18 protein-coding genes and 1 pseudogene are annotated in these 19939 nt (G+C 70.4%); 6 read left to right on the forward strand and 13 right to left on the reverse strand.

Annotation, left to right across the window (positions count from 1 at the left end):
• Positions 1-812 (reverse strand): annotated as a pseudogene (locus tag B9S57_RS07675) (ATP/GTP-binding protein); the annotation flags it as partial.
• Positions 813-1057: 245 nt separating this feature from the next.
• On the opposite strand from B9S57_RS07675, the gene gabT reads away from it, so the two are divergent.
• Positions 1058-2398 (forward strand): 4-aminobutyrate--2-oxoglutarate transaminase, encoded by a 1341-nt coding sequence (gene gabT, locus B9S57_RS07680; RefSeq protein ID WP_103514777.1) that lies wholly within the window; start codon positions 1058-1060, stop codon positions 2396-2398.
• 376 nt (positions 2399-2774) lie between these two features.
• Entirely contained in the window at positions 2775-3344 is a 570-nt protein-coding gene (locus B9S57_RS07685; protein WP_308457386.1) for a phosphatase PAP2 family protein, read from the forward strand.
• On the opposite strand, the gene B9S57_RS07690 is transcribed toward B9S57_RS07685, so the two are convergent.
• From B9S57_RS07690 to B9S57_RS07725, 8 genes are all read right to left on the reverse strand, one after another.
• Positions 3329-5158, reverse strand: coding sequence for a chitinase (locus B9S57_RS07690; protein ID WP_103514779.1), 1830 nt, complete (start codon positions 5156-5158; stop codon positions 3329-3331). The two genes, B9S57_RS07685 and B9S57_RS07690, sit on opposite strands and share 16 nt — an antisense overlap.
• Before the next feature lie 86 nt (positions 5159-5244).
• A complete protein-coding gene (locus B9S57_RS07695) occupies positions 5245-5706 on the reverse strand; it encodes a hypothetical protein (RefSeq protein WP_103514780.1) in 462 nt (153 codons plus the stop codon).
• A 128-nt stretch (positions 5707-5834) separates the two neighbouring features.
• Positions 5835-7250: an FAD-binding oxidoreductase gene (locus tag B9S57_RS07700; RefSeq protein ID WP_103514781.1), complete on the reverse strand. Its 1416-nt coding sequence runs from the start codon at positions 7248-7250 to the stop codon at positions 5835-5837.
• A 21-nt stretch (positions 7251-7271) separates the two neighbouring features.
• A complete protein-coding gene (locus B9S57_RS07705; RefSeq protein WP_103514782.1) occupies positions 7272-8075 on the reverse strand; it encodes an ABC transporter permease in 804 nt (267 codons plus the stop codon).
• Entirely contained in the window at positions 8075-9007 is a 933-nt protein-coding gene (locus B9S57_RS07710) for an ABC transporter permease (protein ID WP_103514783.1), read from the reverse strand. The genes B9S57_RS07705 and B9S57_RS07710 overlap by 1 nt, the downstream gene beginning before the upstream one ends.
• Positions 9004-10155: an ABC transporter ATP-binding protein gene (locus tag B9S57_RS07715; protein WP_103514784.1), complete on the reverse strand. Its 1152-nt coding sequence runs from the start codon at positions 10153-10155 to the stop codon at positions 9004-9006. The genes B9S57_RS07710 and B9S57_RS07715 overlap by 4 nt, the downstream gene beginning before the upstream one ends.
• A 50-nt stretch (positions 10156-10205) precedes the next feature.
• On the reverse strand, positions 10206-11456 hold the full coding sequence (locus tag B9S57_RS07720; RefSeq protein ID WP_103514785.1) for a spermidine/putrescine ABC transporter substrate-binding protein: 1251 nt from the start codon (positions 11454-11456) through the stop codon (positions 10206-10208).
• A gap of 48 nt (positions 11457-11504) precedes the next feature.
• Positions 11505-13019 carry a gamma-aminobutyraldehyde dehydrogenase gene (locus B9S57_RS07725; RefSeq protein ID WP_103514786.1) on the reverse strand — a complete coding sequence of 505 codons (1515 nt, stop codon included), beginning with the start codon at positions 13017-13019 and terminating at the stop codon, positions 11505-11507.
• 220 nt (positions 13020-13239) lie between these two features.
• Between B9S57_RS07725 and B9S57_RS07730 the strand changes: the two genes are divergently transcribed.
• Positions 13240-13779 (forward strand): NADAR family protein, encoded by a 540-nt coding sequence (locus tag B9S57_RS07730; RefSeq protein WP_103514787.1) that lies wholly within the window; start codon positions 13240-13242, stop codon positions 13777-13779.
• A gap of 57 nt (positions 13780-13836) precedes the next feature.
• Here the strand turns inward: B9S57_RS07730 and B9S57_RS07735 are convergent, their stop codons facing one another.
• Positions 13837-14544 carry a DUF4190 domain-containing protein gene (locus B9S57_RS07735; protein WP_103514788.1) on the reverse strand — a complete coding sequence of 236 codons (708 nt, stop codon included), beginning with the start codon at positions 14542-14544 and terminating at the stop codon, positions 13837-13839.
• Between the two features lie 119 nt (positions 14545-14663).
• Between B9S57_RS07735 and B9S57_RS07740 the strand changes: the two genes are divergently transcribed.
• Genes B9S57_RS07740 through B9S57_RS07750 form a run of 3 tightly spaced genes read left to right on the forward strand, consistent with a single transcriptional unit; the run spans position 14664 to position 17283 of the window.
• Positions 14664-15698, forward strand: coding sequence for an adenosine deaminase (locus B9S57_RS07740; RefSeq protein WP_103514789.1), 1035 nt, complete (start codon positions 14664-14666; stop codon positions 15696-15698).
• 22 nt (positions 15699-15720) lie between these two features.
• The gene (locus B9S57_RS07745) at positions 15721-16425 is read left to right on the forward strand and encodes a glycerophosphodiester phosphodiesterase (RefSeq protein ID WP_103514792.1); all 705 of its coding nucleotides are present in this window, start codon (positions 15721-15723) and stop codon (positions 16423-16425) included.
• Between the two features lie 51 nt (positions 16426-16476).
• Positions 16477-17283, forward strand: coding sequence for an SAM-dependent methyltransferase (locus B9S57_RS07750; protein ID WP_103514790.1), 807 nt, complete (start codon positions 16477-16479; stop codon positions 17281-17283).
• Positions 17284-17319: 36 nt separating this feature from the next.
• Here the strand turns inward: B9S57_RS07750 and B9S57_RS07755 are convergent, their stop codons facing one another.
• The 3 genes from B9S57_RS07755 to B9S57_RS07765 all read right to left on the reverse strand — a co-directional run.
• Positions 17320-17829 (reverse strand): hypothetical protein, encoded by a 510-nt coding sequence (locus B9S57_RS07755; RefSeq protein ID WP_181011269.1) that lies wholly within the window; start codon positions 17827-17829, stop codon positions 17320-17322.
• A 129-nt stretch (positions 17830-17958) separates the two neighbouring features.
• Positions 17959-19122, reverse strand: coding sequence for a spermidine/putrescine ABC transporter substrate-binding protein (locus B9S57_RS07760; protein ID WP_103514793.1), 1164 nt, complete (start codon positions 19120-19122; stop codon positions 17959-17961).
• A 210-nt stretch (positions 19123-19332) separates the two neighbouring features.
• The coding region (locus B9S57_RS07765) for an aldehyde dehydrogenase family protein (protein WP_146057725.1) at positions 19333-19939 on the reverse strand (607 nt) is incomplete at its 5' end.

Raw genomic sequence — 19939 nt, forward strand, 5'->3', positions numbered from 1 at the left:
ACGTCGGGTGGCGCGGCAGGGTCGCCGGGCGCCGCGACGGTGTCTTTCCCGGACCGGTCGGCGAGCAGCCGGCGCCAGCGGCCGAGCCGGGCGAAGGGCCAGAGCACCCCGAGGGCGATCAGGGTGTAGATCACGTTGACGACGGCCTGGCTCTGGTAGATCTCGCCGCCCGCGACCGAGGCGACGAGGATCAGGACGGGCCGGACGACCGGCACCCCGTCCTTCCACACGAGGAGTTCGGCGAGACCTCCCGCGGCGGCGGTGGCCAGGGCGAGGGAGGGCTGCCCCCGGCCGGCGACATGGCGGCGGAAGAGCTCCGTCCAGTTGCCCAGGCGCCCGCATCCGTAGACCAGGAGCCCGAAGAGGACGGCCTCGTAGACGGTGAGGGCGTCGGCGCCCTCGATCGTCCGGGGCCCGCCGAACGTACCGGCGTACCACCAGTCCCCGGGGGTGAACAGCTTCAGCGGGACGAGGCGGTAGGGGATGTACCCGTTGCGCCAGAGGGACCACAGGAGCAGCCCGCTGAGCACGGAGATGAGCGCGCCGACCAGCAGCGAGCGGTCGGAGACACCCTCGGGGGTCTCGGGCGGGCGCGGGGTGTGCCCGTAGCGCCATACGCCGGGTTCCCGGACGGGGCGCGGGGTGCGCAGCCATGCCCCGACGCCGTCCTCCCCCGTCCCCGTCCCCGTCGGCGGGTGCCGGGGGTTCGGGGCGTACGCGGGAGGCGGTGGCGCCGCGGGTGGTGGCCCCGCGGGGCGGGGCACCCGGTCCGCGCCCGTGCCCCGTGCGTCGTACGTGCCTTCGGTGTCCATGAACCCCTGCCCCCTGACCAGCCAGGTCCGCCTTCTGCACCGGCCAATCTAGTGCCCGGGCACGGGGAGTTCAGCCATGCGGCCGCACGGCCCGGCGAAGACGCCGCCGAAGGGCCTTGCCGGGGTATCTGTCCGTCGCGGACAAGGACACGTTCCCACCACTCCCGATCGGAGCATGACCGGTGCCCGCACCCGCCCCTAGCCTGCAGAAACAGAAGCGTCCGAAACACCCCCAGGAGCCCCGCATGTCCGACATCCCGCAGGAGCGCCGCGTCCTCACCGCCATCCCCGGCCCGAAGTCGGCGGAGCTGCAGGCCCGCCGTGTCGCGGCCGTGGCCGCAGGCGTGGGTTCCACCCTGCCGGTCTTCACCGCCCGGGCAGGCGGCGGGATCATCGAGGACGTGGACGGCAACCGGCTGATCGACCTCGGCTCCGGCATCGCCGTGACCTCGGTCGGCGCGTCCGCCGAAGCGGTCGTGCGCCGCGCCTCGGCGCAGCTCGCCGACTTCACGCACACCTGCTTCATGGTCACGCCGTACGAGGGGTACGTCGAGGTCTGCGAGCAGCTCGCCGAGCTGACGCCGGGCGACCACGCGAAGAAGTCCGCGCTGTTCAACTCGGGCGCCGAGGCCGTCGAGAACGCGGTGAAGATCGCCCGTGCGTACACCAAGCGCACCGCGGTCGTCGTCTTCGACCACGGGTACCACGGCCGCACGAACCTCACCATGGGCATGACGGCGAAGAACATGCCGTACAAGCAGGGCTTCGGCCCGTTCGCCCCCGAGGTCTACCGCGTGCCGGTGGCGTACGGCTACCGCTGGCCGACCGGCGCGGAGAACGCCGGCGCCGAGGCGTCCGCGCAGGCCATCGACGAGATCACCAAGCAGATCGGCGCGGAGAACGTCGCCGCGATCATCATCGAGCCGGTCCTCGGCGAGGGCGGCTTCATCGAGCCGGCCAAGGGCTTCCTCCCGGCGATCGCGCAGTTCGCCGCGGACAACGGCATCGTCTTCGTCGCGGACGAGATCCAGTCCGGCTTCTGCCGCACCGGCCAGTGGTTCGCGTGCGAGGACGAGGGCATCGTGCCCGACCTGATCACCACGGCCAAGGGCATCGCGGGCGGCCTCCCGCTCTCCGCCGTCACCGGCCGCGCGGAGATCATGGACGCGGCGCACGCGGGCGGCCTCGGCGGCACGTACGGCGGCAACCCGGTGGCCTGCGCGGGTGCGCTCGGCGCCATCGAGACGATGCGCGAGCTGGACCTGAACGGGAAGGCCAAGCGCATCGAGGAGGTCATGAAGGGCCGCCTCCGCGAGATGCGGTCGAAGCTGCCGAACGGCGACATCATCGGTGACATCCGCGGCCGCGGCGCCATGATCGCGATCGAGCTGGTGAAGCCGGGCACGAAGGAGCCCGACGCCGCCGCCGCCGGAGCCCTGGCCAAGGCCTGCCACGCCGAGGGCGTACTGGTGCTGACGTGCGGCACCTACGGCAACGTCCTGCGCTTCCTGCCGCCGCTCGTCATCGGCGAGGACCTGCTGAACGAGGGCCTGGACGTCATCGAGCAGGCGTTCGCCCAGATCTGATCCGTTCGATCCGCGCCGACGCCGGCCGCCGCTCCGGGAGCGGCGGCCGGCGTCGGAGTGAGGGCGTGTGAAGAAGGTGTGCGGGGGCCATGGCGGGTTACGGTTGCCGCTTCCGGCGGCTCCTCCCTCTGACGTACGGTTTTCCCAGATGAGAGAAACACCCCGCCCGCAGGGGACTGCGGGTGATGCCGGGCCGGGGCTCCCCCAGCGCCGTTCCGGCCGTGCCATCGCGCACACCGCTGGAGCTTCGGGCTCCGGGACTCCTCACCGATCGGATGGCCGCTCGCCCCACACCCCCCGGGGCGCGCGGCAAACCGATCCGACCGGCCACCTCGGAACAATCCCCCCTGTTCCCCGGTGGCCGGTTCTTCTCGTTGTGACCCTCGTGTCGGCGGCGGCGCTCTTCGCCGTGATCACCTGGCAGGTGCTGGCCGACGGCCCCCTGCTGGGTCCCGACGAGCGGCTCGGCCTGGAGCTGGCCGGCCGCGGCCCCGCCCCTCTCGCCGATCTCTTCGCCGACCTCGGCAACATGCAGGTCGCCGTTCCCGTGCTCGCGTGCGCGGTCGTCGTGGCCTGGCTCCGCCGCGCCAGGCGCGCCGCGCTCCGTGCCGTCCTGGCCATGGCGGCCGTTCCGGCGCTCGTCGTCCCGCTCAAGCTGTGGACGGACCGTCAGGGACCGCTGACGGAGGCGACGGGCTACTACCCCTCGGGCCACACGACCACGGCGATGGTGGCGTACGGCGCGGCGGCCATGCTGCTGGCCCCGTACCTGCGGCGGAGATGGGTGACGCTCGTCGCCGCCGTCCTGCTGACGGCGGCGACGAGCGTCGGTCTGGTGCTGCGCGGCTACCACTGGCCGCTGGACGTGGTGGCCGGCTGGTGCCTGAGCGGGGTGCTGCTGCTCGCCCTGCGGGCGGGCGGCGGGAGCGGTCAGCCTCCGAAGTAGGCGTCGAAGTTCTTCGAGAACTCCCAGTTGTTGAAGCGGTCCCAGTTGATGGACCAGGTCATCAGGCCGCGCAGCCCGCTCCACGTGCCGTGCGTCTGGTAGGTGCCGCAGTCGGTCTTCTTCGTGAGGCAGTTCAGCGCCTTGGTGACCTCGGCGGGCGAGGTGTGTCCGTTGCCCGCCTGGGTGGAAGCGGGAAGACCGAAGGCGACCTGCTCGGGGCGGAGCGCCGGGAAGACCTTGGTCTGGTCACCCGCGACGGGGAAGCCGGTGAGCAGCATGTCGGTCATGGCGATGTGGAAGTCGGCGCCGCCCATCGAGTGGTACTGGTTGTCCAGGCCCATGATCGAGCCCGAGTTGTAGTCCTGGACGTGCAGCAGGGTCAGGTCGTCGCGCAGGGCGTGGATGACGGGCAGGTAGGCGCCGGCGCGCGGGTCCTGGCCGCCCCAGGGACCGGAGCCGTAGTACTGGTAGCCGAGCTGCACGAAGAAGGTCTCGGGGGCCATGGTGAGAACGAAGTCGTCGCCGTACTTGGCCTTGAGGGTCTTCACCGCGGAGATGAGGTTGACGATCACCGGGGTCGTCGGGCTGCGGAAGTCGGTGTCACCCGTGGCGAGCGAGAGCGAGTGGCCCTCGAAGTCGATGTCCAGACCGTCCAGCCCGTAGGTGTCGATGATCTTGCTGACGGAGGTGACGAAGGTGTCGCGGGCCGCGGTCGAGGCGAGCTGCACCTGGCCGTTCTGGCCGCCGATCGAGATCAGCACCTTCCTGCCCGCGGCCTGCTTGGCCTTGATGGCCGCCTTGAACTCCGCCTCGCTCTCCACGCCCGGGCACTCGGCGACCGGGCAGAGCGAGAAGCGGATGTCGCCGGAGGTGACGGAGGTGGGCTCGCCGAAGGCCAGGTTGATGACGTCCCACGAGTCGGGCACGTCGGCCATCCGGGTGTAGCCGGAACCGTTGGCGAAGCTGGAGTGGAGGTAGCCGACGAGCGCGTGGGCCGGAAGACCCGCGTCGCTCCCTCCACCGCCGCCGCCCGCCGCCGTGGTGATGTTCACTGCGGCCGACTTCGGTGACTCGCCCGCCGCGTTGACGGCGGTGACCTGGAAGCTGTGCGCGGACGACGCCGCCAGCCCGGTCACGGTCGCCGAGGTCCCCGTGGTGTCGAGGACCTTCGTACCGGACCGGTAGACGCGGTAGCCGGTGGCGCCGGCGGAGGCGGTCCAGGACAGGGGGACGGAGGAGGCGGTGGGGGTGCCGGCCTTGAGCCCCGTCGGGGCGGCCGGCACGGCGACGGGGTCGCCTCCGGGGCCCGTCAGGGACAGGTCGTCGGCGTAGTAGGCCGGAGTGCCGTACCAGCCGTGGGTGTAGACCGTCACGGAGGTCGTCGAGGGGCCGGTCCTGAAGGTGGTCGTGAGCTTCTGGTACGCACCGGCGGACTGGGTCCAGGTGGAGACGTCGGTCGTGCCGGTGCCGGACGCCCCGAGGTAGACGTAGGTTCCCTGCACCCAGGCGCCGAGCGTGTAGGTGGAGCCGGGTTTCACGGTCACCGTCTGGGAGCAGCGGGCGTTGTCGCTGCCGGCCGGTGTCGCCTTCAGCGCCGAGGTCCCGCCGTGGACGGGTGCGCTGACGGCGACTCCGCTGCCGCCGGAGCAGGACCAGCCGTCCAGGCCCGCCTCGAAGCCGCCGTTGCGGGCGAGGTCGGCGTCGGCCGCGGCGGCCGCGGGCGCCGTGGCGACGAGGGCGCCCGCGGCGAGAAGGGCCGCCGAGAATGCGGCGATGAGTCCGGAAGGTCTCACGGATGGTCCGCTACGTTCCACAACTGCCTCCGTGCAAGGGGGGAATTGAGCCGTCCGCGCACAACATGGTCCAGACCAATCAGGTTGTCAAGACCTCTGACGGCGGCTCACCCCCCTTCTCCACGCGTGCCTCGGACCGCCGCCGCCTCGTGCAGTGCCAGCTCCAGGAGGGTCGCGTCGGTGAGTGTGCCGGAGCCGTCCGGCGGGATCAGCCATCGCACCCCGCCCACGGTGCTGCCCGGCCGGGGGACGACGATCCACGTCCCCCGGCCGACGCCCCTGATGCCCGTCCCGACCCAGCGGGCCGCGGTCCCCGGGGGGACGAAGAAGCCCATCCGGGCCTCACCGAAGTCCGCGAGAACGGGCCCCGGCCGGTCGACGAGACGCGTGAGGACATCGAGCGTCGGATAGCCGAGCTCACTCGGGACGATCAGCACGTCCCACCGTTTCCCCGCCGGAAGGAGCGCCATCCCCTGCGGATTGCGCTCCCACTCCCTGCGGCAGGCACCCGGATCCGGTGCCACCGATACGAGCCATGCGACCGCGGCTTTCGCCCCCGTGCCGGCCATGGACTGCCTCCCTCTCCCCGTGGACACCGGCAGGGTTCTGCCGGTGTGTTCACGGGAGAGAGCGCGCGGGGAGCGGATCATGACGCGGGTTCGGGCATCCGTCTCCGGTGACCTGCGTCACCGGGCGGTCAGCTGTCGAAGCCGAGGCCCAGCCCGTCCATGGCCTTCAGCCACAGGTTGCGGCGTCCGCCGTTGCTGTCGGCACGGGCGAGGGACCGCTTGGTGATCTCGATCCCGGCCCAGGCGAAGGGCTCCGGCGGGAACGGCATCGGCTTGGACCTGACCATCTCCAGCCGGGTCCGCTCGGTCTCCTCGCCGGAGAGCAGGTCGAGCATCACCTCCGCACCGAACCGGGTGGAGCCGACGCCCAGGCCCGTGTATCCGGCGGCGTACGCGACGCGGCCCCGGTGGGCCGTCCCGAAGAACGCGGTGAATCGGGAGCAGGTGTCGATCGCACCGCCCCAGGCATGCGAGAAACTCAGCCCGGAGAGCTGCGGGAAACACTCGAAGAACTGTCCGGCGAGCTTCAGGAACGTCTCGGGCCGCTGGTCCAGATCGGCATCGAGGCGGCCCCCGTACGGATAGATCGCGTCGTATCCGCCCCACAGGATCCGGTTGTCCGCGGACATCCGGAAGTAGTGGAACTGATTCGCGGTGTCACCGAGCCCCTGGCGGCCCTTCCAGCCGATGGAGGCGAGTTGCTCCGGGGTGAGCGGCTCGGTCATCAGGGCGTAGTCGTAGACCGGCACGGTGTACGACCGGACACGCTTGACCAGCGAGGGGAAGACGTTGGTCCCGAGCGCGACCCGGCCGGCGAAGACCCGGCCGTAGGGGGTGCGGACCGCCGTGCCGGGGCCCGAGCGGGCGAGGTCCAGGCCCCGGGTGTGCTCGTAGATCCGCACGCCGAGGTCCAGACAGGCCCGCTTGAGACCCCAGGCGAGCTTGGCCGGGTGCAGCATGGCGACGCCGCGCCGGTCCCAGAGGCCGCCGAGGAAGGTGGGCGAGTCGACCTGGGCGCGCACGGCGTCGCGGTCGAGGAACTCCACGCCGGTGATGCCGAGCTTCTGCATCTCCTCGTGCCATTCCCGCAGCTCCTGGAGCTGATGGGGCTGGGTCGCGACGTCGATCTCACCGGTCCGCTCGAACTCGCAGTCGATGCCGTAGCGGGCGACGGCCTCCTCGATGGCGTCGAGGTTCCTCCCCCCGAGCTCCTCCAGCGTGCCGATCTCGTCCGGCCAGCGCTCAAGGCCGTTGGCCAGGCCGTGGGTCAGGGAAGCCGCGCAGAAGCCGCCGTTGCGGCCCGAGGCGGCCCATCCCACCTCGTCGCCCTCGATCAGGACGACGTCGCGCCCGGGGTCCCTCTCCTTGGCCAGCAGCGCGGTCCACAGCCCGCTGTAGCCGCCGCCGACGACCAGGAGGTCGCAGTGCTCGTCCCCGGTCAGGGACGGGAGTGCCGGGGGCCTTGCCGGGTCGTCGAGCCAGTAGGACACGGGGCGCGTGTCGGACAGTGATCGTGCTGCGGTACGCATGGCATCCGGGGCCATGGTTTCCAACTCCTTCGGGTTCTATCTTCCCGCATTGTTCTTCCGCCGGTTGGCTATGAGCTGACCGGCGAGAACCACCGCCACGGCGATGACGAACATGGCCGTGCCGATGACGTTGATCTGCACAGGGGTTCCACGCTGGGCCGATCCCCAGACGAACATGGGGAAGGTGACCGTGGAGCCCGCGTTGAAATTGGTGATGATGAAATCGTCGAAGGAGAGCGCGAAGGCGAGAAGCGCTCCCGCGGCGATGCCGGGCGCGGCGATCGGGAGGGTCACCCGGACGAATGTCTGGACGGGGCCCGCGTAGAGGTCGCGGGACGCTTCCTCCAGCCTCGGGTCCATCGACATCACCCGTGCCTTGACCGCCGTCACCACGAAGCTCAGGCAGAACATGATGTGGGCGATCAGGATGGTCCAGAAGCCGAGCCGGGCACCCATGTTGAGGAAGAGCGTGAGCAGCGAGGCCGCCATGACGACTTCGGGCATGGCCATCGGCAGGAAGATCAGCGAGTTGATCGTGGACCGCGCCCGGAACCGGTAGCGGACCAGCGCGAAGGCGATCATGGTGCCGAGCGCGGTGGCCCCCAGCGTCGCCCAGAACGCGATCTGGAGCGAGAGGGACAGGGAGCCGCACATGTCGGCGACGCCGCAGGGGTCCTTCCACGCGTCCAGGGAGAACTCACGCCAGGCGTAGTTGAAGCGCCCCTTCGGCTTGTTGAAGGAGAACACCATCACGACGGCGTTCGGCAGGATCATGTACGCGAGGGTCAGCAGCCCCGCGAGCACGACCAGGTTCCGGCGTGTCCATCGGAGTACGGGCATCAGACCAGGTCCTCCGTACCGGAGCGGCGGATGTAGACGGTGACCATCAGCAGGACGACCGCCATGAGGATGAACGAGAGGGCGGCGGCCGTCGGATAGTCCAGGACCCGCAGGAACTGGCTCTGGATGACGCTGCCGACCATCTTGGTGTCGGTGGAGCCGAGGAGTTCCGCGTTGACGTAGTCGCCGCTGGCCGGGATGAAGGTCAGCAGGGTGCCCGAGACCACTCCGGGCATGGAGAGCGGGAAGGTCACCTTGCGGAAGGTGGTGGCGGGGGTGGCGTAGAGGTCACCCGCCGCCTCGTGCAGCCGTCCGTCGATCCGCTCCAGGGAGGTGTAGAGCGGAAGGATCATGAACGGCAGGAAGTTGTACGTGAGACCGCAGACGACGGCCATCGGAGTGGCCAGGACGCGGTTGTTCTCGGTCCAGCCGAGCCAGCTGGTGACGTCCAGGACGTGCAGGGTGCCGAGCACGTCCACGACAGCGCCGCCGTCGGCGAGGATCGTCTTCCAGGCGAGCGTGCGGATCAGGAAGCTGGTGAAGAACGGGGCGATGACCAGCACGAGCACCAGGTTGCGCCAGCGGCCGGCCTTGAAGGCGATCAGATACGCCAGCGGATACCCGAGCAGCAGGCAGAGGATCGTGGCGGTGCCCGCGTACAGCAGGGACCGGATGAACTGCGGGTAGTAGTCCCGCAGTGCGTCCACGTACGTCCGGAAGTGCCAGGTGACCTCGAAGCCCTTCTCCAGCGAGCCGGTCTGCACCGAGGTCGACGCCTGGTAGACGAGCGGCAGGGCGAAGAAGACGACCAGCCACAGGACGCCGGGGAGCAGCAGCCAGTAGGGCACGAGCCGTTTGCGGGTGGAGGGCTTGCGGAGCTTCGGCTCACCGGGTCCGGTGGGCGGCGCGGGCGGCGCCTCGGTGAGGCTCACGCCGCGTCCTCCACGCTCGCGGCGCCGGCGTCGATGTCCTGGTCCGCGTCGAGCCCGAAGGTGTGGGCGGGGTTCCAGTGCAGGACGACCTCGGAGCCGGGGAGGAGGCCCTCGCGCCGGTCGACGTTCTGCTCGTACACCTGGAGGGTCTTTCCGGCCGGGCTCTCCACGACGTACTGGGTCGAGACGCCGATGAAGCTGGAGTCAACGACGCGGCCGGTGACACGGTTGCGCCCGGCGGCTATCGCGTCCGCGTCGTCCGCGTGGGCGAGGGAGATCTTCTCGGGCCGGATGCCGAGCAGGAGACGTCCGCCGGTGGTGGCCGGCGCCTGGCACCGCTCGCTCGGCAGGGTGAGCTTCCCGCCGCCCGCCTCGACGACGATCTCGCCGCCGGTGGAGACGATCTCGCCGCCGATGAGGTTGGAGGTGCCGAGGAAGTTCGCGACGAACGTGCTGCGCGGGTTCTCGTAGAGGTCCGCGGGTGCGCCGAGCTGCTCGACCCGGCCGCCGTTCATCACCGCGACGGTGTCGGCCATGGTCATGGCCTCCTCCTGGTCGTGCGTGACGTGGACGAAGGTGATCCCGACCTCGGTCTGGATGCGCTTGAGCTCCAGCTGCATCTGGCGGCGCAGCTTGAGGTCGAGGGCGCCGAGGGGCTCGTCGAGGAGGAGGACCTGGGGGTGGTTGATGAGCGCGCGGGCCACGGCGACGCGCTGCTGCTGCCCGCCGGAGAGCTGGTGCGGCTTGCGGTGGGCGAAGTCGCCGAGCTGGACGAGGTCCAGCATCTCGCCGACCTGCTTCTTCACGGACTTGATGCCGCGCCGGCGGAGCCCGAAGGCGATGTTCTCGCTGACGTCGAGGTGCGGGAAGAGCGCGTAACTCTGGAAGACGGTGTTGACGGGCCTCTTGTACGGGGGCAGGCCGGTGATGTCGCGGCCGCCCAGCGAGACGGTGCCGGTGGTCGCCTCCTCCAGGCCGGCGATCATCCGCAGGGTGGTGGTCTTGCCGCAGCCGGACGCGCCGAGCAGGGCGAAGAAGGAGCCCTCCGGGACGGTCAGGTCGAGGGGGTGCACTGCGGTGAAGGAGCCGTAGGTCTTGCTGATCCCGGTGAGTCGGACGTCGCCGCCCGCTGTCTGCTGCTGTGTCATGGGTCGCGGTCCCAGTGGTGTCGGGGGAGATCGGGAGGGGAGGCGGGGGTTCAGGCGCCGATGAGCTTGGCGAACTTCTCTTCGTACGCCGTCTCTTCCTCGGAGCTGAGGGAGCGGAAGGCACGTGACTTCGCGGCCATCGCCCTGTCCGGGAGGATCAGCGTGTTGGAGGCCATGGACGCGTCGATCTTCGCGAGCTCCGTGCCTACCCCGTCCACGGGACAGACGTAGTTGATGTAGGCGGCGAGCTGGGCGGCGACCGGGAGCTCGTAGTAGTAGTCCATGAGCTTCTCGGCGTTGGTCTTGTGCCGCGCCTTGGCCGGGACCAGCATGTTGTCGCTCGAGGTGATGTAACCGGCGGACGGGATGGCGAACTTGATGTCCGGGTTGTCGGCCTGGAGCTGGATGATGTCACCGGCCCAGGCCACGCAGGCCGCGATGTCGCCCTTGCTGAGGTCGGCGGTGTAGTCGTTGCCGGTGAAGCGGCGTATCTGCTTCTTGTCGACGCCCTTCTGGAGCCGGCCTATGGCGGCGTCGTAGTCGGCGTCGGTGAAGGAGCCCGGGTCCTTGCCCATGTCCAGGAGCGTCATGCCGACCGAGTCGCGCATCTCGGAGAGGAAGGAGACCTTCCCCTTGAGCTTCGGGTCGTCGAGCAGCTGGGTGATGGAGTCGACCTTGCGGCCGCCGGTCGCCTTCTCGTTGTAGGCGATGACGGTCGGGATGCCGGTCCAGGGATAGGAGTAGGCGCGTCCGGGGTCCCAGTCGGGGGTACGGAACTGGGGCGACAGGTTCGCGAAGGCGTGCGGGAGGTTCGCGTGGTCGAGCTTCTGCGCCCAGCCCAGCCGGATGATGCGGGCGGCGAGCCAGTCCGTCACGATGATGAGGTCGCGGCCGGTGTCCTGGCCCGCCGCGAGCTGCGGCTTGATCTTCCCGAAGAACTCGACGTTGTCGTTGATGTCCTCGGTGTACTTGACCTTGATCCCGGTGCGTTTCGTGAACGCGTCCAGCGTCGGACGGCTCTTCTCGTCCTCGCTGACGTCCATGTACTCGGTCCAGTTGGAGAAGTTGATCTGCTTCTCCGCCGCGGAGTGGTCGTCGGAGGCCGCCGCCGCGTCACCCTCCCGTTGAGCGGGCGGGATGCCGCAGGCGCTCAGGGCGCCGAGGCCCCCCAGCGCGAGGGCGCCCGTGCCCGACGCCCTCAGGAGCGAACGGCGGGTGAGGGCACCCCTGCCGTTCGTGAGACTGCGCCTCATGGCGGCAAGCTGGGGCGCGGAGAGGCGCTCGGGCTCGTACTGCTCCATACGCGTTGCCCTTCCGGGTGGGTGGGGCCGCCGGGCGGCGGCCGCTTTCTATCGGTCCCCGAAGACGGTGCGGTGCCAGTCCTTCCGGGCCACCGCGGTGTTGTCGTACATGACGTGCTTGACCTGCGTGTACTCCTCGAAGGAGTACGACGACATGTCCTTGCCGAAGCCACTGGCCTTGTATCCGCCGTGCGGCATCTCGCTGATGATCGGGATGTGGTCGTTGATCCACACGCAGCCCGCCGCGATCTCACGGGTGGCGCGGTTGGCCCGGTACAGGTCGCGGCTCCAGGCGGAGGCGGCGAGACCGTACGGGGTGTCGTTGGCGAGGGCGATCCCCTCGTCGTCGGTGTCGAAGGGCAGCACCACGAGGACCGGGCCGAAGATCTCCGAGCAGACGACCTCGCTGTCCTGGGCGGCACCCGCGATGAGGGTCGGCCGGTAGTAGGCGCCCGCGGCGAGGTCACCGCCGGGTGCCTCGCCACCGGTGACGACGGTGGCGTAGGCGCGGGCACGGTCGACGAAGCCGGCCACGCGGTCGCGCTGCTGGTGGCTGATCAGCGGGCCCAGGTCGGTCGACGGGTCGAAGGGGTCGCCGAGCCGCACGCTCTCCATCAGGGCGGCCACGCCGCTCACGAACGCGTCGTACAGGGGGCGCTGCACGTAGGCGCGGGTGGCGGCCGTGCAGTCCTGGCCGGTGTTGATGAGCGAGGCCGCGACCGCGCCGTTCACCGCCGCGTCGAGATCCGCGTCGTCGAAGACGAGGAACGGCGCCTTGCCGCCGAGTTCCAGGTGCAGACGCTTGACGGTGGAGGTGGCGATCTCGGCCACGCGCTTGCCGACCGCGGTGGAGCCGGTGAAGGAGGTCATCACGACGTCGGGGTGGCCCACGAGGTGCTCCCCCGCGTCCCGGCCCGCACCGGAGACGATGTTGATCACACCGTCGGGGATGCCCGCCTCCGTGGCTGCCTGCGCGAACATCAGCGAGGTCAGCGGGGTGATCTCGGCGGGCTTGAGCACGATCGTGTTGCCTGCCGCGACGGCCGGGAGGATCTTCCAGGCCGCCATCTGGAGCGGGTAGTTCCACGGTGCGATCGAGCCGACGACCCCGATGGCCTCCCGCCGCACGTAGGACGTGTGATCGCCGCTGTACTCGGCGGCCGACCTCCCTTCGAGGTGGCGGGCCGCGCCGGCGAAGAACGAGGCGTTGTCGACCGTGCCGGGGACGTCGAACTCGGTGGTGAGCTTGACGGGCTTGCCGCACTGGAGCGACTCGGCGTGGGCGAAGTCGTCGGCCTGCGCGGCGAGTACGCCGGCGAAGCGGTGGAGCGCCTCGGAACGTTCGCCCGGGGTGAGTCCCGACCAGCCGGGGAACGCCTCCCGGGCCGCGGCCACGGCGGCGTCGACGTCGTCGGTGCCCGCCAGTTCGTAGCGGAGCACCGTCGTGCCCGTGGCGGGGTCCACCACCTCCTGGTGGTGTCCTGACGTGCCGGGGCGCAGCTGCCCGCCGATGTACTGCGCACCCTCGGCGAAGCGGTCCTGCACCTGGAATCCGTTGCCCATGTGACGCTCTCCTCCGCCGTCCCCCTGACCGGGGGCGGCGTAGCTTCTTAGCGAATTGAGTGCCGATCCTGACAGAGGGACCCTCCACCAACAAGTGATTCCGTTGTTTCCTTTTGGTTACGCAACGGAATCTGTCGACGATGTGTCGCGTGAACGAGGAAATCCCCATACCTGCTGTCAGTGGCGGATGCCAGACTCGGCTGTCATGGGACAGGAACACATGGACGCGCTGCTGGCGCGTGCGGCACGCGGTGAGCGCGTGAAGTACCTGCCGTTCTGGGGACACCGGCCCCGCCCGGACGGCAGCCTCGGGGAGAGCTGCCTCAGCCAGTGGTGGCCGGCTCCGTTCACGGTCGCAACGGTGACCTACGCGTCGGCCGAGCACTGGATGATGGCGGGCAAGGCGCGGCTCTTCGGGGACTCGGAGGCGGAGGCCCTGGCCGTGGCGGCGGGCAGTCCCGCGGTGGCGAAGAAGGTGGGCCGGCTGGTCAGGGGCTTCGACGACGCCCTGTGGGCGCGGGAGCGGTTCGCCCTGGTCGTCGCGGGCAGCGTCCACAAGTTCGGCCAGGACCCGGCGCTGCGGGCGTACTTGCTGGGCACGGGCGAGCGCGTCCTCGTCGAGGCCAGCCCGCTGGACCGCATATGGGGCATCGGTCTCGCCAAGGACGATCCGCGCGCCGGGGACCCGGCGTCCTGGCGCGGTCTGAACCTGCTGGGCTTCGCGCTCATGCAGGCGCGGGAGCGGCTGCGCGCGGAGTGACGCGGCGGTCCGGGCCCGGGGACTCGCGTCCCCGGGCCCGGACCGCCGTGACGCGGGTCAGCGCGAGGCGCCGACGACCAGTGACGTCGCGTACGGGTCGTAGTCGTAGCCGCTGTCGGACTCGTCATTGGCGACGGTCCAGATCAGGAACCCGAGGAAGACCGCGCTGATGACGATCGAGATCGAGCCCAGAATGATCCCGGCGAGGGCCATGCCCCCGTTGGTCGCCTCGCCGCGCTGGGCGCGGCCCCGGCCGATGATGCCGAAGATCAGGGCGAGGATCCCCAGGATGATGCCGAACCCCCACATGCAGAAGCCGACCACCGCGATGATCCCGAGGACCATCGCCGCGATACCCAGCCCGTTCGCGGGCGCCGGGCCCCAGGGCTGCTGGCCTCCGTAGCCGGGGTATCCGGGGTAGCCGTACGACGCCGAGGGCGTTGCCGGAGCGGCCGGGTATCCGTACGACGCCGAGGGCGCCGCAGGAGCGGCCGGGTATCCGTACTGGCCGGGCTGCCCCGGTCCGTTCGGCCCGACCGGCGGCGCGGGAACCGGCGGCTGCTGCGGGCCGAAGGACCCGGCCGGTCCGGGCAGGGGACCGGAGCTCCCGTCGGCGTTCGGCATCGACGTCATCGTCGGCTGGTCGTGCACGGCCGGCGGGACGGCGTCCGTGGGCTGCTTGCCCAGATCGATCCTGTTCTCCGGCGGAGCCCACGGATCGCGCGCCGCGCCCCCGCCCCCTGGCTGCTGTGTGTTGTCTGACATGGGCCTCCCCCATCGTGGTCCCGCCATGCTACGGCCCGGTTCACGGCCGCAGGGCCCCGCCTACGATGAACGTCACCAGCCGGTGCGCCCGGCCGAGAGACGAGATCCGGGAGTATCCGATGAACGACCTGCGCCCCTTCATCGCGGGGCTGCCCAAGGCCGAGCTGCACGTCCACCACGTCGGATCGGCGTCGCCCCGCATCGTGGCCGAACTCGCCGCCCACCACCCCGACTCCAAGGTTCCCACGGACCCGGAGGCGGTGTCGGACTTCTTCACCTTCACCGACTTCGGGCACTTCATCGACGTCTACCTCTCGGTGGTGGACCTGGTCCGCACCCCTGAGGACGTCCGGCTGCTGACCTTCGAGGTCGCCCGTGACATGGCGCGGCAGAACATCCGGTACGCGGAGCTGACCGTCACCCCGTTCAGCTCGACCCGGCGGGGGATCCCTGAACAGGGGTTCATGGAGGCCATCGAGGACGCCCGCAGGGCCGCGGAGGCCGAGCTCGGCGTCCTCCTGCGCTGGTGCTTCGACATTCCTGGTGAGGCCGGTCTCGAGGCCGCCGAGGAGACGACGCGGCTCGCCGTCGACCTGCGGCCCGAGGGGCTGGTCTCCTTCGGCCTGGGCGGGCCCGAGGTCGGGGTGGACCGCCCGCAGTTCAAGCCCTACTTCGACCGGGCGATCGCCGAGGGCCTGCACTCCGTGCCGCACGCCGGGGAGACCACTGGCCCGGGGACCGTCTGGGACGCGCTCACCGCGCTGCGCGCGGAGCGCATCGGGCACGGCACCAGCTCCACCCAGGATCCGAAGCTCCTGGCCCACCTCGCCGAGCACCGCATCGCCCTGGAGGTCTGCCCGACGTCGAACATCGCCACCCGGGCGGTCACGGACCTCGACCGGCACCCGATCAAGGAGATGGTCGCGGCAGGCGTCCTCGTCACGGTGAACAGCGACGACCCTCCCATGTTCGGCACCGACCTCAACAACGAGTACGGGGTGGCGGCCCGCCTGCTCGGCCTTGACGAACGCGGCCTGGCCGATCTGGCGAAGAACGCGGTGGAGGCCTCGTTCCTCGACGCCGCCGGCAAGCGGACGCTGGCCGCCGAGATCGACACGTACACGACGAACTGGCTTGCGGCACCGGGCCGGTGACCACTCCGGTCACAATGTCCCCATGACCACCACCGTCACGGCCGTGGCCCACCGCGGCGACCCCTACCGTGCCCGCGAGAACACGCTCCCCTCGGTCCGCTCCGCCGTGGACCGAGGGGCGGACGCGGTCGAGATCGATGTCCGCGTCACCCGCGACCGGGTGCCGGTGCTGCTCCACGACTCCACGCTGGAACGCCTGTGGGGCCATGACAGCCGCCTCGACCGGCTGGACCACCGGCGGCTGGGTGAACTGACCGGTGGCGGGGTGCCCACGCTCCGCGAGGCACTGTCCGCCGCCGGCGACCGCCGGATCATGCTCGACCTTCCCGGCGCGACCGACGCGTCCGTACGGGAGATCGTCGGGGTCGTGCGGGAGTGCGGAGCGCGGGATCGCGTGTACTACTGCGCGGACACGCACGCGATGCTGAGGGTGCGCGCGGCCGATCCGTCCGCCGAGATCGCGCTGACCTGGACGACGCTCGCACCGCCGCGGGCGGTGCTGCTCGAAGCCGTCCGGCCCCGCTGGCTGAACTACCGCTTCGGGCTGCTGAGCCGTGAGCTGGCCGACCGTGTACACGCCGACGGGCTGCTGGTCTCCGCCTGGACGGTGGACACCCGGCGCACGATGCGGCGGCTCCTGGCGTACGGCGTCGACTCGATCACCACCAACCGGATCGATGCGCTCCGGACCCAGCTGGCCAACTACGCTCCGGGCGACTCCTCTTGATCGGTCCGGCATCATGGGCGTTCCGTACCGTCCGTGATCCCAGGAGCCGACGTGACCGAGCCCGGTCCCCGTACCGCACCCTCCCGTGTCCGTGCCGACATCGCCCACAACGCACGGGTGTGGAACTACTGGTTGGGCGGGGGCGACCACTACCCCGTCGACCGTGCGGTGGGCGACCGGGTCACCGGCATGTATCCCAGCATCGGGGAGGTGGCCCGCGCCGACCGGGCGTTCCTGGGCAGAGTGGTGCGCCATCTGGCCGGTGACGCGGGGATCGGCCAGTTCCTGGACATAGGCACCGGGCTGCCGACCGCGGACAACACCCACGAGGTCGCCCAGCACACCGCGCCCGACGCGCGGGTCGTCTACGTCGACAACGACCCGATCGTCCTGGCCCACGCGCGCTCCCTGCTGACCAGTTCGCCCGAGGGCGCCACCGAGTACGTCGACGCGGACGCCCGGGATCCCGAGCGGATCCTGCACGTGGCCGGCCGGACCCTCGACCTGCGGCGTCCGGTCGCGGTGATGATGCTGGGCATCCTGAACTTCGTCCTGGACACCGACGAGGCGCGGGGCATCGTGACGACGCTGATGGGAGCCCTGCCGTCGGGCAGCCATCTGGTGCTCACCCATCCCACGCTGGAGCTGGGCGGCGAGGGCAACGAGGCCGCGATGCGCTTCTGGAACGAGAACGCCACGCCGCCGATCACCGCCCGCAGCCGCTCCGAGTTCGCCTCGTTCCTCGACGGCCTGGAGATCCTGGATCCGGGCGTCGTGTCCTGCTCCCGCTGGCGGGCTGCCCCCGTCCGCCAGAACCCGGAGGTCGCCCAGTTCGGCGCGGTGGGCAGGAAGCCATGACGCCCCGGCCTCCGGAACCGTCGGCCGGGGTGAGTCTCACGCCGGCACGGCCGACGCCGCCTCCAGCCGCTTGATCATGCGGCGGACGACGAGCAGGGGGATGACCCCGAAGACCCCGAAGGACATGTCGATGACGGTCCACCAGAAGGGGATGTCCCGGATCGGTCCGCAGATCAGGGCGAGCGGGATGATGCCCGCACACGCGATCATGCCGAATTCGACGACCCAGATGTTGCGGACCGGATCGCGGTAGGGGCCGTAGAAGGCGACCGCGATGACGAGGTGGGCGAAGGCCAGCCAGTCGGTGCCGTACAGCACGAAGGGGTAGTTCGCGTCGGCCTCGTCGAGGCCGGTCCCGACCCGGGCGATCCATTCCGTCAGGGCCGGGAAGTGCTCGGGGACGGGAGAGGCCGAGGAGTTCAACAGGTCCTCGGCCCAGTGGACTTCGGTGACCAGCGGGAAGGCGGTCAGCCCGCTGAGCACCAGACAGACGATGAAGACGACCAACCACACGCGTATGCGCCGCAACAGGGCTCGCTCGCTCATGCCCCGCAGCGTACGCCCATCATGAACACGTTCAAAAAGAGGGGTCGGTACCGGTCCCCCGCCCCTCCCGCGCCGGGACGAGCCCCGGGAGGGGCGGACGCGTGACCCCCGGACCGCCGCCTCGCCGCGTCACAGTCCGACGACGGAGTTCCACTTCTTCGCGAACCCGACGCGCTCCTCGGAGGTGATGTCGCGGGCGATGGCCAGCCGTGACCGCATGGCCTCGTCCGGGAAGATCAGCGGGTCCTCGGCGAGCGCGGCGGTCTCCTCGTCCTTGGAGGAGGCCAGGACCTCGCGCGCGGCCGGCACCGGGCAGACGTAGTTGACCCAGGTGGCCAGCTCCGCGGCGACCTCCGGCTCGTAGTAGTGGTCGACGAGCTTCTCCGCGTTGCGCTTGTGGCCGGCGAGGTTGGGGATCATCAGGGACTCCGACCAGAGTTCCGCTCCCTCCTCGGGCACCACGAACTCGATGTCCGGGTTGTCGGCCTGGAGCTGGATGACGTCCCCGGAGTAGGCCTGGCAGGCGAGGACATCGCCGTTGGACAGGTCCTTGATGTAGTCGTTGCCGGTGAAGCGGCGGATGTGGTGCGACCTCACACGCTTCTCGACCTGCTCGCACATCTCGTGGAAGTCGTCGGCGGTCCAGCGGGTGATGTCCACACCGTTGCCCTGCATCAGCAGGGCGAACGCCTCGTCCAGGCCGGAGAGCAGCGTCACCCTGCCGCGCAGGTCGTCCGCCCAGAGCTCGCCGGTACGCCGGATGTCCCGGCCGAGCCGCTTCCGGTTGTACGCGATACCGGTGATCCCTGACTGCCAGGGCACGCTGTGCAGCCGCCCGCGGTCGAAGGCCGGCGAACTCAGCTGCGGATCCAGATACCTGGTGACGTTCGGCTGCCGCGACCGGTCCATCTCCTGCACCCAGCCGAGCCGTACGAACCGGGCGGCCATCCAGTCGCTGATGACGACGAGGTCCCGGCCCGTCGACTGGTGGTTCATCAGCGCCGGGCTGATCTTCCCGAAGAACTCGTCGTTGTCGTTGATCTCCTCGGTGTAGGTGACGGAGATCCCCGTCCGGCGTGAGAACGCGTCGAGCGTGGGCCGCTTCGCCCCGTCCTCGTCGTCGGTGTCGATGTAGAGGGGCCAGTTGGCGAAGTGCAGGGAGCGGTCGGTGTCCGAGCTGTCGCGGCCCGCGCGGTCGCCCGGCTCCACATAGGCGGCGGGCACGCCGCAGCCGGCCAGAGCGGCACCGGCCGCCCCGGCCCCGAGGGCTCGCAGGAGGGAACGGCGGGACATGAGGTGGTCCGTGAACGTGCGCACCCGCGCAGCATGTCGTCCCGGCGCGTCTGCGGACAATGGACCAACCGTCCAGCGGCGGCGCCCTGTTGCGCACACCCTGTCGATGGCACCGGGCGTCCCGGGCCTGGGGTGGCGCGCCGGAGCGGCACGGAGCACGCCGACGGCCCCGGGCACGGGAGCCCGGGGCCGTCGGGGACGCGTGAGCGCTCAGCCGTCGAGCGAGGTCATGACGTGCTTGATGCGGGTGTAGTCCTCGAAGCCGTAGGCGGAGAGGTCCTTGCCGTAGCCGGACTTCTTGAATCCGCCGTGGGGCATCTCGGCGACCAGCGGGATGTGGGTGTTGATCCACACGCAGCCGAAGTCGAGGTTCTTGGACATCCGCATCGCACGGGAGTGGTCCTTGGTCCACACCGAGGAGGCCAGGGCGTACTCGACGCCGTTGGCGAACTCCACGGCCTGGGCCTCGTCCGTGAAGGACTGGACGGTGATGACGGGCCCGAAGACCTCCTGCTGGATGATCTCGTCGTCCTGGCGGAGGCCGGAGACGACGGTCGGGGCGTAGAAGTAGCCCGTGTCGCCGACGCGGTGGCCTCCCGACTCGACCTTGGCGTGCGCGGGGAGCCGCTCGATGAAGCCGCTGACCTGCGCCAGCTGGTTGGCGTTGTTGAGCGGGCCGTAGAGCACGTCCTCGTCGTCCGGCAGACCGGTCTTCGTGTCGGCCGCCGCCTTGGCGAGCGCGGTGACGAACTCGTCGTGGACGGACGCGTGGACCAGGACGCGGGTGGCGGCCGTGCAGTCCTGGCCGGCGTTGAAG

This window comes from Streptomyces sp. SM10, from assembly GCF_002910915.1.
In the GTDB taxonomy this organism is placed as follows: domain Bacteria; phylum Actinomycetota; class Actinomycetes; order Streptomycetales; family Streptomycetaceae; genus Streptomyces.

Excerpts from the sequence above, each read along its gene's own strand:
- gabT (WP_103514777.1), top strand. The coding sequence starts at position 1,058 with ATGTCCGACATCCCGCAGGAGCGCCGCGTCCTCACCGCCATCCCCGGC.
- B9S57_RS07695 (WP_103514780.1), bottom strand. The coding sequence starts at position 5,706 with ATGGCCGGCACGGGGGCGAAAGCCGCGGTCGCATGGCTCGTATCGGTG.
- B9S57_RS07700 (WP_103514781.1), bottom strand. The coding sequence starts at position 7,250 with ATGGCCCCGGATGCCATGCGTACCGCAGCACGATCACTGTCCGACACG.
- B9S57_RS07705 (WP_103514782.1), bottom strand. The coding sequence starts at position 8,075 with ATGCCCGTACTCCGATGGACACGCCGGAACCTGGTCGTGCTCGCGGGG.
- B9S57_RS07715 (WP_103514784.1), bottom strand. The coding sequence starts at position 10,155 with ATGACACAGCAGCAGACAGCGGGCGGCGACGTCCGACTCACCGGGATC.
- B9S57_RS07720 (WP_103514785.1), bottom strand. The coding sequence starts at position 11,456 with ATGGAGCAGTACGAGCCCGAGCGCCTCTCCGCGCCCCAGCTTGCCGCC.
- B9S57_RS07725 (WP_103514786.1), bottom strand. The coding sequence starts at position 13,019 with ATGGGCAACGGATTCCAGGTGCAGGACCGCTTCGCCGAGGGTGCGCAG.
- B9S57_RS07730 (WP_103514787.1), top strand. The coding sequence starts at position 13,240 with ATGGACGCGCTGCTGGCGCGTGCGGCACGCGGTGAGCGCGTGAAGTAC.
- B9S57_RS07735 (WP_103514788.1), bottom strand. The coding sequence starts at position 14,544 with ATGTCAGACAACACACAGCAGCCAGGGGGCGGGGGCGCGGCGCGCGAT.
- B9S57_RS07740 (WP_103514789.1), top strand. The coding sequence starts at position 14,664 with ATGAACGACCTGCGCCCCTTCATCGCGGGGCTGCCCAAGGCCGAGCTG.
- B9S57_RS07745 (WP_103514792.1), top strand. The coding sequence starts at position 15,721 with ATGACCACCACCGTCACGGCCGTGGCCCACCGCGGCGACCCCTACCGT.
- B9S57_RS07755 (WP_181011269.1), bottom strand. The coding sequence starts at position 17,829 with ATGAGCGAGCGAGCCCTGTTGCGGCGCATACGCGTGTGGTTGGTCGTC.
- B9S57_RS07760 (WP_103514793.1), bottom strand. The coding sequence starts at position 19,122 with ATGTCCCGCCGTTCCCTCCTGCGAGCCCTCGGGGCCGGGGCGGCCGGT.